The sequence below is a fragment of the Streptomyces sp. S063 genome (genome assembly GCF_002832675.1).
GTDB lineage: Bacteria > Actinomycetota > Actinomycetes > Streptomycetales > Streptomycetaceae > Streptomyces > Streptomyces sindenensis.
Genome location: NZ_CP021707.1, coordinates 251,651 through 264,639 on the forward strand (window position 1 = coordinate 251,651; position 12,989 = coordinate 264,639).

General features: G+C 71.1%; 9 protein-coding genes and 4 pseudogenes. 3 read left to right on the forward strand and 10 right to left on the reverse strand.

Annotated features, from left to right (window positions below; translation table 11 throughout):
• Positions 1-185: 185 nt before the first annotated feature.
• Positions 186-922 (forward strand): annotated as a pseudogene (locus tag CCZ36_RS01180) (VOC family protein).
• Positions 923-1,352: 430 nt separating this feature from the next.
• Here the strand turns inward: CCZ36_RS01180 and CCZ36_RS34640 are convergent.
• Entirely contained in the window at positions 1,353-1,508 is a 156-nt protein-coding gene (locus CCZ36_RS34640) for a DUF6131 family protein (RefSeq protein WP_164873468.1), read from the reverse strand.
• 198 nt (positions 1,509-1,706) lie between these two features.
• Between CCZ36_RS34640 and CCZ36_RS01185 the strand changes: the two genes are divergently transcribed.
• Positions 1,707-2,696: an SDR family NAD(P)-dependent oxidoreductase gene (locus tag CCZ36_RS01185; protein WP_128816881.1), complete on the forward strand. Its 990-nt coding sequence runs from the start codon at positions 1,707-1,709 to the stop codon at positions 2,694-2,696.
• A gap of 385 nt (positions 2,697-3,081) precedes the next feature.
• Here the strand turns inward: CCZ36_RS01185 and snpA are convergent, their stop codons facing one another.
• The 3 genes from snpA to CCZ36_RS01200 all read right to left on the reverse strand — a co-directional run bounded on the left by snpA (position 3,082) and on the right by CCZ36_RS01200 (position 6,614).
• Complete coding sequence (snpA, locus tag CCZ36_RS01190) at positions 3,082-3,732, reverse strand: snapalysin (protein WP_069735159.1); 651 nt, start codon at positions 3,730-3,732, stop codon at positions 3,082-3,084.
• Between the two features lie 1,092 nt (positions 3,733-4,824).
• Complete coding sequence (locus tag CCZ36_RS35010; RefSeq protein ID WP_206515703.1) at positions 4,825-5,052, reverse strand: hypothetical protein; 228 nt, start codon at positions 5,050-5,052, stop codon at positions 4,825-4,827.
• A complete protein-coding gene (locus CCZ36_RS01200) occupies positions 5,049-6,614 on the reverse strand; it encodes an FAD-dependent oxidoreductase (protein ID WP_069735161.1) in 1,566 nt (521 codons plus the stop codon). Before CCZ36_RS01200 ends, CCZ36_RS35010 begins: the two co-directional genes overlap by 4 nt.
• Before the next feature lie 188 nt (positions 6,615-6,802).
• Here CCZ36_RS01200 and CCZ36_RS01205 point away from each other — a divergent pair, with 188 nt between their 5' ends.
• Positions 6,803-7,003, forward strand: a complete 201-nt coding sequence (locus tag CCZ36_RS01205; RefSeq protein ID WP_069735271.1) for a hypothetical protein — start codon at positions 6,803-6,805, stop codon at positions 7,001-7,003.
• Positions 7,004-7,568: 565 nt separating this feature from the next.
• Here CCZ36_RS01205 and CCZ36_RS01215 read toward each other — a convergent pair.
• The 6 genes and pseudogenes from CCZ36_RS01215 to CCZ36_RS01240 form a co-directional block, all read right to left on the reverse strand.
• Complete coding sequence (locus CCZ36_RS01215) at positions 7,569-8,378, reverse strand: SDR family oxidoreductase (RefSeq protein WP_128816882.1); 810 nt, start codon at positions 8,376-8,378, stop codon at positions 7,569-7,571.
• A 75-nt stretch (positions 8,379-8,453) separates the two neighbouring features.
• Positions 8,454-9,566, reverse strand: coding sequence for an FUSC family protein (locus CCZ36_RS01220; protein WP_128816883.1), 1,113 nt, complete (start codon positions 9,564-9,566; stop codon positions 8,454-8,456).
• 89 nt (positions 9,567-9,655) lie between these two features.
• Positions 9,656-9,763, reverse strand: a pseudogene (locus CCZ36_RS36845) (RNA polymerase sigma factor SigF); the annotation flags it as partial.
• Positions 9,764-10,021: 258 nt separating this feature from the next.
• Positions 10,022-11,157, reverse strand: a pseudogene (locus tag CCZ36_RS01230) (amidinotransferase).
• A gap of 342 nt (positions 11,158-11,499) precedes the next feature.
• Positions 11,500-12,147 carry a class F sortase gene (locus CCZ36_RS01235; RefSeq protein WP_128816884.1) on the reverse strand — a complete coding sequence of 216 codons (648 nt, stop codon included), beginning with the start codon at positions 12,145-12,147 and terminating at the stop codon, positions 11,500-11,502.
• Positions 12,148-12,199: 52 nt separating this feature from the next.
• A pseudogene (locus CCZ36_RS01240) lies at positions 12,200-12,825 on the reverse strand (hypothetical protein).
• Positions 12,826-12,989: the final 164 nt, after the last annotated feature.

The following is a 12,989-nucleotide window of genomic DNA, read 5'->3' on the forward strand; positions in this document are numbered from 1 at the left end:
TGGACTGCTGACGTGCTGCGGACGGGCCATCTCGACGGCCGGACCAAGTTGCGCACCGTACACGAAAGGGAGATCGACGAAAGCCCGCGCGGCGTACCGCGTGAAGAGCGCGCAGGCCGCCAGGTCGGCCACGTCCGCTCCCCCGGTGAACTCCGGGAGCCGGCCGGGCTCCTAGGATCTGCGGCATGGCGACACGACTCGTGCAGATCAACATGAAGGCCCAGGACGACGCCGCGCTCGGGCGGTTCTGGGCGGAGGCGCTCGGCTGGGGTATCGACAGCGAGGGGCCCGGGGTGACCAACCTCGAACCCTTGGGCTTCAGCTACCCCGACCCCGTGGCCGTCTGCATCGACATCATCGCCCGCCCGGAACCCAAAACGGTCAAGAACCGTGTGCACCTCGACCTGGCCACCACCTCGACCGCCCATCAGCAGGAGCTGGTCGCCCGCCTGAAGAGCCTCGGTGCGACGCCCGTCGACGTGGGACAGGGCGATGTCCCCTGGACGGTGATGGCCGACCCGGAGGGCAACGAGTTCTGCGTCCTGGAGCCCCGCCCGGTCTACCGGGACACCGGGCCGATCGCCGCGGTGGTGGTCGACTGCACCGATCCTCGAGAAATGGCCCGGTTCTGGGCGGGGCGATGGACTGGACGCTGCACGAGGTCACCGACGACTGCGCGACCATGCGCTCCGCCAAGGGCGTCGGACCCTACTTGGAGTTCATCCGCACCCCCGACACCAAGAGCGGGTGGAACCGCGTCCACCTCGACGTCCGCCCCTACCCCGGTGACGACCCCGCCGCCGAGGCGGCCCGGCTGCGCGCCCTGGGCGCCGCCGACCCCGGTATCGACCAGTCCACGATCCACTGGACCGTCCTGGCCGACCCGGAAGGCAATGAGTTCTGCCTCCTCGCACCTGCCTGACCTGAAGCACCGGCCCAGGGTGATGCCGAGACCGGAGACGGTGCCCGTCACCGGGCCGAAAACCCCAGAGACCTGAGGTCAGGGCAGGACCGTCGACCGATGGGTCAGGAGACCGGTCACGGCGCAGGAGTGTGCCGAATGGTGGGGGCGCAGTCAGTCCGCCGCCCTGCTGATCCGCGCCATGGGTTCGGGATGCCGCGATCGGCATCGCCGTGACGGCCGCGAGGGACCGCTCGATCCGGCAAGCGGCGACCGCTTGCCGGGTCGTGGCCGATCTCGGCGACGCGGTGCTCTTCGGTACGCAACTCCCCGATCCGGCCGCCCGCCGCAAAGCCGCGGCGGGCGCAGGGGCTGGGGCGCACTCTGCGCGGTGGCCGGCCTGACGTGTCACCGCCTGGTCGAACGCCACCTTCCCCTTGGCGGAACACGGTCACCAGTAGTGCCGACGTCCTCCTACCGCGTGCCCCACAGCTCCGAGAACCCAGAGCACCGCGCCGATAGCGACCAGGATGATTCCGATGGTCCACAGAATGCCGATACCGGCGATCAAGCCGATGATGAGAAGAATGAGGCCGAGGATGATCATGATGCCTCCGATCAGACGCACCCCCCGCGTATAACAGTCTGACGTCGAAGGGACCAGCCCACAACAGGGGCGGTGCGATCACCCCACAGCCTTGGTTCGCAGCGGGGCGTTACGGGCGGCGGGGTATGGGCACTCGAGGCACATCCGCTCCACGGCGTCGGCCCTCACCCGCCGAGCGCACGGCAGAAGGGCAATGAGATGACCATCCGCACCCGCCTTCCTCAGCGGACCAAGGGCCCGGGGGCCCTGGTCACCGGCGGCTCCCGGGGCCTCGGGCTGTTCATGGCCCGGCAGCTGGCGGAGCGGGGGTGCGTCGTGACCATCGCCGCCCGGGACGCCGGCGAACTGGAGCGAGCGGCGGCGCAGCTGCGCGAGGAGACCGGGGCTGCCGTGCGTACCGCTGTGTGCGACGTGCGTGACCGTGTTGCCGTACGTGACCTGGTGCGGGAGGTCCATCGGCGTGACGGCCTCGACCTCGTGATCGCCAACGCCGGGGTCATCCAGGTCGCGCCCGTCAAGGCGGTGGGCGCGGCGGAGTTCGGTGACGCCATGGACACCATGTTCTACGGCGCTCTGCACACCTCGCTGGAGGCGCTGCCGTACCTCAAGGAGACCCGGGGCCGTCTCGGCCTCGTCGGGTCGGTCGGCGGTCTGCTCGGCGTTCCGCATCTGCTGCCCTACTCGTGCGCCAAGGCCGCGGTCGGGGCGCTCGCGGAGGGGTTGCACGCCGAGGCGGCCGCCTCCGGCGTGAGCGTCACCGCCGTCCATCCGGGACTGATGCGGACCGGATCGCACCGGCAGGCCGAGTTCGGCGGAGACACGGCTGCCGAGTTCGGCTGGTTCAGCACGGCGGCGGGCGCTCCGCTGCTGTCGATGGACGCCGAGCGGGCCGCCCGCAGAATCGTCGACGCGGTCATCCAGCGGCGTGCCCGGCTGGTACTCACCGCGCCCGCCAAGGCAGCCCAGCTCGCGCACGGCGTGGCGCCCGCCCTGACGACCCGGCTCAGCGGCGTCGCGGCCCGGCTCCTGCCGTCCGCGTCGGGTCCGGGCGCCCTGCGCCAGGGCGCCGAAGCCGGAGAGCCGCGCAGCCCGATCGCGAAAATCGTCCGCGCCTGGGGCAGCGCGCGCAACGACCGGGCGGTGCGCCGGGCCAACCAGCACGAGCCCGGGCCGCGCACCAGCTCGTAGACGGGCCTTCGTTCACCCGACCCTGCGGCAGATGCGGGTGCAGGAATACCAGGCAAGCGGCGGTGAGGCGGGAATCGGTCGACTCCCGCCCGAGCGCGTACTGCCAGTCGATCCGGGAGCGCACCGCGTGAGCGGCCTGACGGTCCGACATGCCTTCGTAAAGACCGCACCAGCCACCCCGACCGTCTCCTCCGGCGCCTCGCCAGGCACACCAGGACACAACGACATCCCCCACCCCGAACACAACGTCGGCCTGAGCCACCAACGAGATGGATCAGGCCGACGTCACGACGCAGGGACATTCGCCGGCAGCGTCCGCGTCGGAACGTCCCCTCGTGCAGGTGAAGCAGTCAGCTTGCGCCGGTCGGTGTGCCGACTCGGCCGGTCAGGAGGCGGGCCGTGCGAGGGCGGCGGCGAAGCCGTACTGCCAGAGCTGGTTCACGCGGGCTCGCTCCCTGGCGTCCGGCTGGGCGTTGGTGCAGGACGGTCCGGGGCCGCCGCCGGACATCAGCTGGCTGCACGGGCCGGAATAGGTGTCCGGCAGACCGAGCACGTGCCCGGTCTCGTGTGTGGTGACGCGGGTCGAGTTGTACTGCTGGTTCTGCCGGTAGTCCAGAAAGATGAAGCCCCGGCCGTGTCCGTCGGTCGAGGCGTACGAACCGCGCGGATCGTTGCCCTCGCGGTAGGTGAAGTCGGCTCTGGAGCCTTCCTGGAGCCGGACGTTGGATACCGAGCTGTTCCAGATGCGCGTGCTGTTGGCTATCTGGGTGCGGAAGCTGGGCGCGGAGGCCGCGCTGTAGGTGACGGTGACGGCCTGGGCCCCCGGGTTGGCGGCCCGCTTCTCGGCGACCGACTTCATCACGGCGTCGAAGAACGCCTGGTTCGCGGCGGCGTTCTCACCCGACCCGTTGTACGCGGCGATGGTGGTGGAGGGGGCAGGAGCAGGAGCGGCGGAGACCGCGGGAGCCGCGACTAATGCGGCGAGAAGCCCGAGACCGGCAAGGGCGCGGGCGGTGGCGGTCGAGACGTGTTTCATGGGGGATTTCTCCTACTGTCCGGTGAACCCGCGTCCTGGGGTCTGTCCGCTCAGCGGACGGGGCGCGGGGCGGTACGGGGAGAGTGTGAGGGTGCGGACGGCCGCCGGGAATGATGCCAACTCGCGATTGCGCAGCCCTATCACCCGCCCCGGCCGGAACGGACCGGCCCCGATATCGGCCTGACCGGCGCCCGGCCTTTGCGGTGGCGTCGACGACGAGCCGCGCAGCGAATTCCAGCGGTTGCAGCCCGCGTTGGGGTCGGCCGGTTCCCCGACCCGTGCTGCGTACCGGTCCTACATCCCGGCGAGGAAGGAGGAAACCACGCCCACCGCGCGCGAGATCACGACCAGCGGTACCGCATGCGCAGGCGCGAACGAGAACGTCCTGGACGCCGCGAGGAAGAGGGGAAAACCGTCGTCGGCACCCTCCCGACCCGCGGAACGGACAACTGGCTCCAGGGCGTGCTGACCGGCCGGGACAGCGTGATCAAGGTCCTGGGTGCGGGCAAACACATGCGGCTCGGCGTCCGCGACGCACCGCCCGGAACCCCCGACCCGCCGTCGCCGACCGATCACGCGCAGGGCGGGCGTCGCGGCGGCGCCTACGGTGCCCGGGGCAGTCTGCGCCCATCGTGCTGCCCACGCCCAGCTCCCGGGCCAGTGGCGCGCAGGCCGGCCAGCGGTGCTGAACGGTGGTCATGTCGATGGTCCGGAAGACCTGTTCCCCGAGCAACGGCGCTCGGCGTCGAACAGAGGCCCTCCAAGGTCCTCCCCCAACCGTTCCCGCAACCGGTCGTTGTCGACGACCAGCTGGTCCCTGGCCGCCGGAGGCAGCCGTACCCGAGGCCGCCCTCGCAGTGTCCCGGAGATGCGCCCGTCTCCCTCGCCCGACCGCCGCGCGGAGGCTCGCCCTCGGCGGATCTGCGTACGTCGCGGTCGGCGTGCCCGGCGGAACCAGCAGCCGGTCGTGCCGGTGGGCCTCCTCGTGCTCCGCATCGCACAGCAGGGGGCCGGTCATGCCGAAATGCCGTCCCCAGCCGAGCCGTATCACGGCCGAGGGAAGCTCCAGTTCGTCAAGCAGGTCGCGCAGGCTCAGGGCTGCTGCGCGGTGCCGAAGCCGTCCGACGGGTCGAGGACGAACACCGTTCGCTCGGGGTGGTGCGGCCGGTCCGCCCGGGATCGGAAGCGGTACGGGGTGATGCACGCCTGTCCGGCGGGGCGGCAGTAGTCCGCCGGGGCCGATGTGGTGATCCCGGCGGTCGGGATCACCACCTTGCCGGGGCGGGTGACGACAACCCTCGCGGAGACGCTCGCACTCATGCGGTCTCCTCCCCCGGTTCACCGGTGACGTCCAGCTGCTCCAGGGGCCGTGTCGCCGGCCCCTGGAGCACCGCACCGTCGGTGGCGAACCGGGATCCGTGGCACGGACACTCCCAGGTCGTTTCCGCATCGTTGAAGGAGAGCAGGCAGCCGAGGTGAGTGCACCGCGCGGATACCGCCCGCAGCGTCCCGTCCTGGCTCCGGTGAACGGCGCAGCGCCGCCCCTTGACCCGTACGACCGCGCCTGTACCCGGCGGGATCTCGTCGACCGAGTCGACGTGCGTCACCCGCATCCGGTCGCCCACGAAGTGCTTGGCCACGTCGGTCTGCTGCCGCAGGAGGGCGGGGGCCTCGCGGAGCACGTCCGCGATGCGCCGCGGGTCGTACAGCTCCGCCCAGGCAGCAGAGGCGCCGGAGCCGGTGATCAGGGACGCGAGCAATCGGCCGGCGAGGATGCCGCCTGTCATGCCCCAGCCTCCGAAACCGGTCGCCACGTACGTATGCCGGGCCCCGACGTGGAAGGGGCCCACGAGGGGCACCGTATCGCTGGGGTCGTTGTCCTGGGCAGCCCACCGGTACGCCGTGGGGCCCACCGGGAAGCGGTCCCGCATCCAGGCGTCGAGACGCTCGAAGCCCTCCTGCGGATCGCCGGTTCCGGGCGTGAAGCTCTCCCCGGTGACGATCAGCAGGCGCCGGCCCTCGTCGAGCGGTGCCGTACGCACCGAACGCTTTCCCTCGTCCTCGGTGATGTACATGCCTCGCGGGGCCTCGTCTGCGGCGATCGGGGCGGCCACCACCAGTTCCCGCCGGGGCGAGAGCCGCGCGAAGAGCAGGGCGCGGTCGAAGACCGGGTAGTGCGTGGCGATGACCACGTCGCGGGCGACCACCTGCCGCCCCTCCTCCGTGGTCAGCCGGCACGGCCGTCCCTCGGAAAGGCCGGTGACCCGGGTGCGTTCGTGAATGACGCCGCCCCGTTCCAACAGGTCCTCGGCCAGTGCGGCGAGGTATTTGCGTGGGTGGAACTGGGCCTGGCCGTCGAGCCGGACCGCGCCCCCGACCGGGAAGGGAAGCTCCGTCCGGGTGACGAACGAGACGTCCAGGCCCGCATCGGCGGCCGCCCGGGCCTCCGCCTCCACGGCATCGCGCGAGGCGGGCCCGGCCGCGTAGGAGTAGGCGCTCACCCGTTCCAGATCGCAGTCGATGTCCAGCTCGTCGGCGATCGCCACCAGTCGCTCCACCGCGTCCAGCTGCGACCTCGCGTAGAGCCGTGCCGCCTCGGCGCCCCGGGTCCGCCGCAGGCGGTCGTACACGAGCGAGTGCAGCGCCGACACCTTCGCCGTGGTGTAGCCGGTGACCCCGGAAGCGATGCGGTCGGCCTCCAGCACGGCGACGCTCCGCCCTGCCCGGGCCAGCTCCCAAGCCGTACTCAGGCCCGCGATACCGCCGCCCACCACGGCGACGTCCACCTCGATGTCCTCGGTGAGGCGCGGGTGGTCGGGGAAAGGCGCGGTCTCCATCCAGTAGGACTCCTCGAGCCCCGAGAAGGAACGGGGGACGGCCATGATGAGTTCTCCCCACCTAGGGTGCGCGAGCTGTTCTGCTGTCGCCGGGTACCACGGCTGCCGAGCGCCAAACGCCCCGGCCGACAGGCGGGCCGGCGGGCGGCGAAGGGGTCACGGCAGTGGTGTTTGGCGCAGGGCCTCCCGGGGACCCGGAGGGTGCACCGAACCATCGTTAGGGAGTGATCGCGATGTCGAACCCGCAGCAGCCGGAACAGCGGCGCAGTGACAAGGGCGGGGCAACACCGCAGGACAGCGCCGAGATGAAGGCACGGCAGCCGGAGACCCGCAGCGGACCCGGAGCACGCGCGCACGGGACGGACAAGGACGGCAGCAAGGGCGGGGGCCCCGGAGGCGGAGTTCCGCCGGAGGAGCGTCCGGACCACCCGTAGCGGCTCAGGCGGGGTGCTGGTTCTCGGCGCGGCGGTAGTCCAGGGGCGCGGCCCACGAATCCGCTGCGCGGGGCCGTCGGGACGCGCTCGAGCGGAATCCGCAGGTCCTGCTCGGGAACCTCGTACGCCGCCCGCGCCAGGAACCGGGCAACCGTCGCCAGGACGGCCACGATCACGTCCTCACCGGGGCAGCGGTGGCCGTCCACCGGCCCACCGCCCTGCGGGACCAGCGCGTCGGCGGGGTAGGGCCGGACAGGAAGCGCGACGGGTCGAAGCGATAGGGCTCGGGCCCCAGGTCCGGGTCGTGAGCGAGTCCGTACAGGTCGAGCAGCGCCATCGTGCCGGGGGCGCGGTGCGCCCGGCCCACTCCAGCCGTTCGGCCGCCAGGCCCTCACGAAGGGGGCGAACGGATAGAACCGGCGCACCTCCTGGGCGAACGCCCACCCGAAGCCCGGCCCGTCGTCCGCCGCCAGGGCCGCCCGGTGGTCGGGGTGGCGGTGCAGCGCGTGGGCGGCGAACACGGCGCAGACCGGTGAACACGGAAGCGGGTCGTCCGGTCGCGAGGTCAGGGACGACGCCACGCGTCGGAGCACAGGTGGGACCCTGCCTGAGGGCCCATCCGCAGCATTCCGCCGTCCACCGCCCAGGAGGCGCCGGTGGTGTACGAGGACTCGGACCCGGCGAGAAAGGCGACCACGGAGGCGACCTCGCGGGCGTCGCCGGGGCGTCCGAGCGGGATGCCCGGCCGGTCCACGCTTCCCACGTCCGTGTCCTCCTGGCCCGTCATGGGTGTGGCGATCTCGCCGGGAGCGACGGCGTTCACCGTGATGCCGTACTCGGCCAGTTCCAAGGCCATCACCTGCGTCAACAGGCCGAGGCCGCCCTTCGCGGCGCAGTAGGGGGCGGCGCCCACGCGCGGTTGGTGCTCGTGCACCGAGGTGATGTTCACGATGCGCCCACCGTCTCCCTGGGCGATCATGCGGCGGGCCGCACGCTGCGAGCAGAGGAACGGGCCGATGAGGTCCACGTCGATCACCCGCTGGACCGTGGCGTGGTCCAGGTCGAGGAACCGGGTGGACGTGCCGGTGCCCGCACAGTTGACGAGGACGTCGAGCCTGCCCAGCTCGTCCGCCAGGGCGTCCACCACATCGGCGGCGCCCGGCAGCTCGGTGAGGTCCAGCCGGGCGAGGGCGGCACGCCGGCCGGCGCCGCGGGCTTCGGCGGCGGTGTCCTCGCCGCCCTGCCGGTCGCGGTGGTAGGTGATGCCCACGTCCATGCCCTGCTGCGCGAGCTTCACGGCGACCGCTCTGCCGATACCGGAGTCCGCCCCGGTGACCAGTGCGACGGGGGTGCTCAGCCCGGTGGCGTCGGACATTTCTCCTCCAAAGGCGGTACGGGGACGGGGGCGGGGCCGGACCGGCCGTGCTGGGGGTACCGCGGATACCCGGTGTCAAACGTGCTGTTCACCGGTTTCGGCGTCTCCCCCGTCGGGCGTGAGGTCGTCCAGCAGGGCGTGGCAGTCGGCGATCAGGCTGCCGAGTGCGGCTCCGGCGTCGGGGCCCTGGCCGTGCAGGTGCCTCTTCACGGCGACCAGGGCCTGCCGGGCGTCGGCCAGTGCGGAGTCCCGCCGGTCGCGCTGCGCCTGGTCCGTGCCGTCGGCCATGAGGGACTCGTACGCTTCGCACACCTCCGCCGCTGCCGACAGGAGCCGGCCGATGTCTTCCCGGGCTCGGCCCAGGGGGCGGGGCAGTCCGCGGTCCTCGGAGGCGGTCTCCCAGAGCGTGAGGGTGAGGGCGAGCAGCCGGTTCGCCACCTGGGCCCAGAGGATGTCCCAGTCGGAGGACGGAGCGGGGGTCCAGCGGCGGAGGCGTCGGCCGGGGTTGAGCCGGGAGCTCTCGGAGTCCCACCCTCGTCCGACGTACAGCTCCGACAGCGCGGCGAGCAGGTCCCGGGCGCTGCGGTGCCACTGTTCGGCCCGCGGTGCGTCGTAGTCCACCATGCCGTCGGCCATGTCCCGCAGCAGGTGTGCGCTGTCGCGCGGGAGGGCGGACGCCAGTCCGCGGACGTGTTGGGCGTGGACCGGCGGCAGCACGAGGGCGTTCACGGCGATGCCCACGGCGGCCCCCACCAGGGTCTCCAGGAGCCGGTGCCCGACGGCCGGCCAGGAGTAGGAGCCGTACGCGAGGACGAAGAGGGCGGTGGTCGGGGCGTACAGGCCCTGCCCGCCGACGGGGGCCAGATTGCCGAGCAATGTCGCGAGCGGGAGAGCGACGACCACGGCGAGCATCGTGTTGCCGGTGAACGCGGCGGCACCGGCGGCGAGCAGCGTGCCGGCCGTGATCATGAGGACGATCTGGACGGCGGTGCGCAGGGACCGGTAAACGGTCCCCTGGACCAGCGCGACAGCCGCCCAGGGAGCCATCAGGGCCATGGGCGCCTGCAGCCACCACCCGGTCAGGGCCCAGGCGATGATGGCCGCGGCGGCCGCCTTCAAGGACTGCACCACCTGATAGCGGTCGGGCCGGTGCAGACGAGGCGCGAGGCGGGCGAGCGCGGCCCTCATGACCGAGGGAGGGGTGGTGACGGGTGCGGCACGCTGAACTTCCCTCCGCCGGTCGGACGATGTGGTCGGTGATGTGGCATTCACGCCGCCTGGATCAGGCCGCGTCGGGTCGTCCGTACCCGGTCGCGCAGATCGTGAATGCGGCGCGGTACGTCTATGTCCCAGGTGTGGTCCCGCACGTGCCGCTTCAGGTCGCCGGCTTCCCGTTCGCGGCCGGGAGGCGGTTTCCGCAGCTTTCGGAATCCCTGCTGCGGGGGCGATGGGGCCATGCCCGGGCGTTGTTCGTGGCCGGGTGCGGCCTGCATACGCGTTCACTCCTCGTCGGCGATGCGCGGGACCGCCGTCGGAGCCCCGGGCGCCGGTCGGACAGGGCCGCCCGCGACTCCCGCGGGCGCGCCTCCTGTCCGAGCACATCGCCCGGCTACCCGTGCCCATGGTGCGTAAACGCGGGTGTCTCACTCGAAATAGGACTCCAGTCCGCCCCGCCGTCGGATATCGAGGGTCGCGCAGTGGAAAGAGCCTCCGAAGGGCGCGTAGTGCAGCAGATCGCAGGGGACCGGGTCGAACCCCCACTTCTCCAGCGCACGCAGCATGGCGGTGTGGTGGCGCTCCGCGATGACGCGCTTTTCGTCGATCATGAGGACGTTCATGCTGAGCCACTTTCCGCACAGGGAAGTGACGCGCAACAGGGGATCGCGGATGGGGTCCGGCGGGGGCGCGATCAGAATGTCCCATGTTCTCAGAATGTCGGGCAGACGGTCCACGTCGATGTATTCGGGTTGACGAGAACCTTCCCCGGGGCGAGCAGCATGAAAGTAGTGTCGATGTGCATGGGCGTGCGGCATCGGCTCTCGATCTCATGAATGCGGTATCCCGGACCGAGGTGACGTCTTACCCACTCGATGCCCAGCCGGTTGGTGACATTGCTGCGCGTGACGAACAGGTCGCGGCCTGCCCGGACGAAATCAGCGGCGTCGAAGACGGGTTCGAACTCGGTCAGGATGTAGCGCACCGGCTCGCCGGGGCCGGGGGGCCGGTAGCCGGGGTCGTACAGCTCATCGGTGAGCTGCGGCTTCGGTGCGGCGGTCCAGCGGGCGCCCCGGCGAAAATAGTCCTTGAGCAGTGCCCGGTAGGAGTGGGTCTCGAAATATCTGGACGGCCAGGCCATCGGCGTTTCGATGATCTCGTCGCCGATCACCAGCATGCTGTCCCTGGGGCAGGTGTTGCAGAATCCGCGTGACGACCAGTCGGGGGTGGAAAATCGCCGCCGATGGTCGACGGGATCGGGCCGGGTGACCGAGATGCCGAGGGACTGGAGTAGGGCGACGAATTGATCCAGCTCCTCCTGGGCCGGCCCGATCATGGCTCGCGGATATCTCAGTCCTGCGGCAAGCCGCTGTACCCGGGCGGCCCGCGGCGGTACGTTGCAGGAGACTACCCGGTGCCGCGAGGGAGTCGTGGCGCCGTCGAGACGGCCGACGAGAACTTCCTCCAGCGGGTCCCATTCGTTGTGCGAACTGACGGGTGAATGAGGAAATTCCGCGTTCTCACCGGCTCTGTCCTCGTTCGTCGCTGTGATCGGATCGCTCATATGTACACCTCGCGCATCCCCGGTCGGACCGAGGGGTGAAAAGCGCCCTGCAGTGGGCACGGGAAACCGGGGTGCCCACAACCGGCCGCTTCTAACACCGCGCCGCACCGGGTTTCCTTCGGCGCGCCGCTCACCGCAGGCGCGGTGTACGCCCCGTGGACGGATCCCTCCACGCACCGTGTGCGCACAACGAAGCAGGCGCGAACGGTTCAGACGCCGGCGCCGACTGCGGAGGAGCGGAAACCGCCCGGGCCGCACCGGCCCGGACCGGCCGTCCGCAGAGAGCATGAGGCCGGCCGGCGCCTTTGTCCCCGAGGCACCGGCCGGCCCTGCGCGCGGCGGTCAGGCCGCCTTCTTCAGGGAGGTGAGGTGGGCGAAGACCACCACGTTCGCGGAGTATCCGGCCTTCTCGTCGAAGCGGCCGCCGCAGGTCAGCAGCCGGAGTTCGGGCCGCCCGGTCTCCCCGTAGACCTTGTCGTCGGGGAACTTGTCCTTCGTGTACGTCTTCACCGCGTCCACCGTGAACACCGCGGTCTTGCGGTCCGCGCGCACCACGTTGACCTTGTCTCCCCGGCGCAGTGCGTTGAGATTCAAGAAGATGGCAGGGCCTGTTTTGGTGTCGCGGTGGCCCACGAGCAGGGCCGTTCCGTCCTCACCGGGTGACGGTCCCTCCTTGTACCAGCCCGTCAGCTTGGGCTTGCTCAGCGGCGGGGCTCCGAGCCTGCCTTTGGCGTCCAGGCCGAGTCCGGTGACCGCAGCCTCGATGTAGATGGCGGGAATGGCGACCTTCAGTGGTCGCGAGGGCGCCAGTGGAGCGTGCGAGGCGGGCACATGGCGATCCGGTTTGTGCGGTGCCCGTCGGAACGGCTCCCGCCCGCCGCCCGCGGAGTCACCGCCGCGGGCGGCTGTGGCCGACATCGTGTCCTCGGAAGTGTCCGAGGACACCCAGACGATGCCGGCCACCAGAGAGAACGTCACGCTCAGCGTCATCGTGAGACGGCATGCGCGCGTCGGCCCTCGTCGTCGCCCTCGGCAGCGAGAGTTACGCCTCGCCACGGGCACGGCGCCGTGCGGACCGGCGCATCATGATCAGGCCTGCGGCGCCCGCAGCCCCGGCAGCCAGCACCGCGCCGGCGGTTCCGGCGTTCGAGTCGCTCTCGGAGCCGACAGGCTCCATGCCCGGGACGCCGCCGCCGCCCGGGGGACACCGCCGATGGGCTGCTGCGGCTTGTGCGGCTTGCTGCCGTGGTTACCGCGGTCGCACTCGACCTTGAAGCTCCGCTGCTTCGGGCCCGCGGGGACGACCCACACGAGCTGGTAGGTGCCTTCCGGGAGCAGGTACGCCTCGCTGCGCGCACTGCCGTTGATGAGCGGAAGCGTGTCCATCAGGGTGGTCCCCGGCGGCACGGTCGGAGGCTGCTCGGTGATGGTCCAGGGGACCGAGGGGAACGACTCGAAGTTGCTCGCCGACAGCACGAACTTGCAGACCTCGACCCCGCCGCGGCTCGAGTGCCAGCTGACCGAGCGGACGTCGATGTTGCCGCTGTCGCCGGGTGCGGCGTACGCGGCGGGCGCTCCGGCCAGGGAGGCGCCCGCGACCGCGACCGCGACGGCCACCTTGGCTCCGGTGCGAACGCTGCGGGGACGGACGGAACTGGAGATGCGCATGGAGGCTCCTTCAAGTCGAGATGATTGTCGTACTGATCACCTGATCACCTAAGAAATGACATGAAAAAATACTAAAAGTCCGATAAGACACGAACATGCGCCAAAAGTTCCCTGATCGGCCGATAGCCCACGAGGGGAACCAACGCACGGAGCGGCCCACCAGT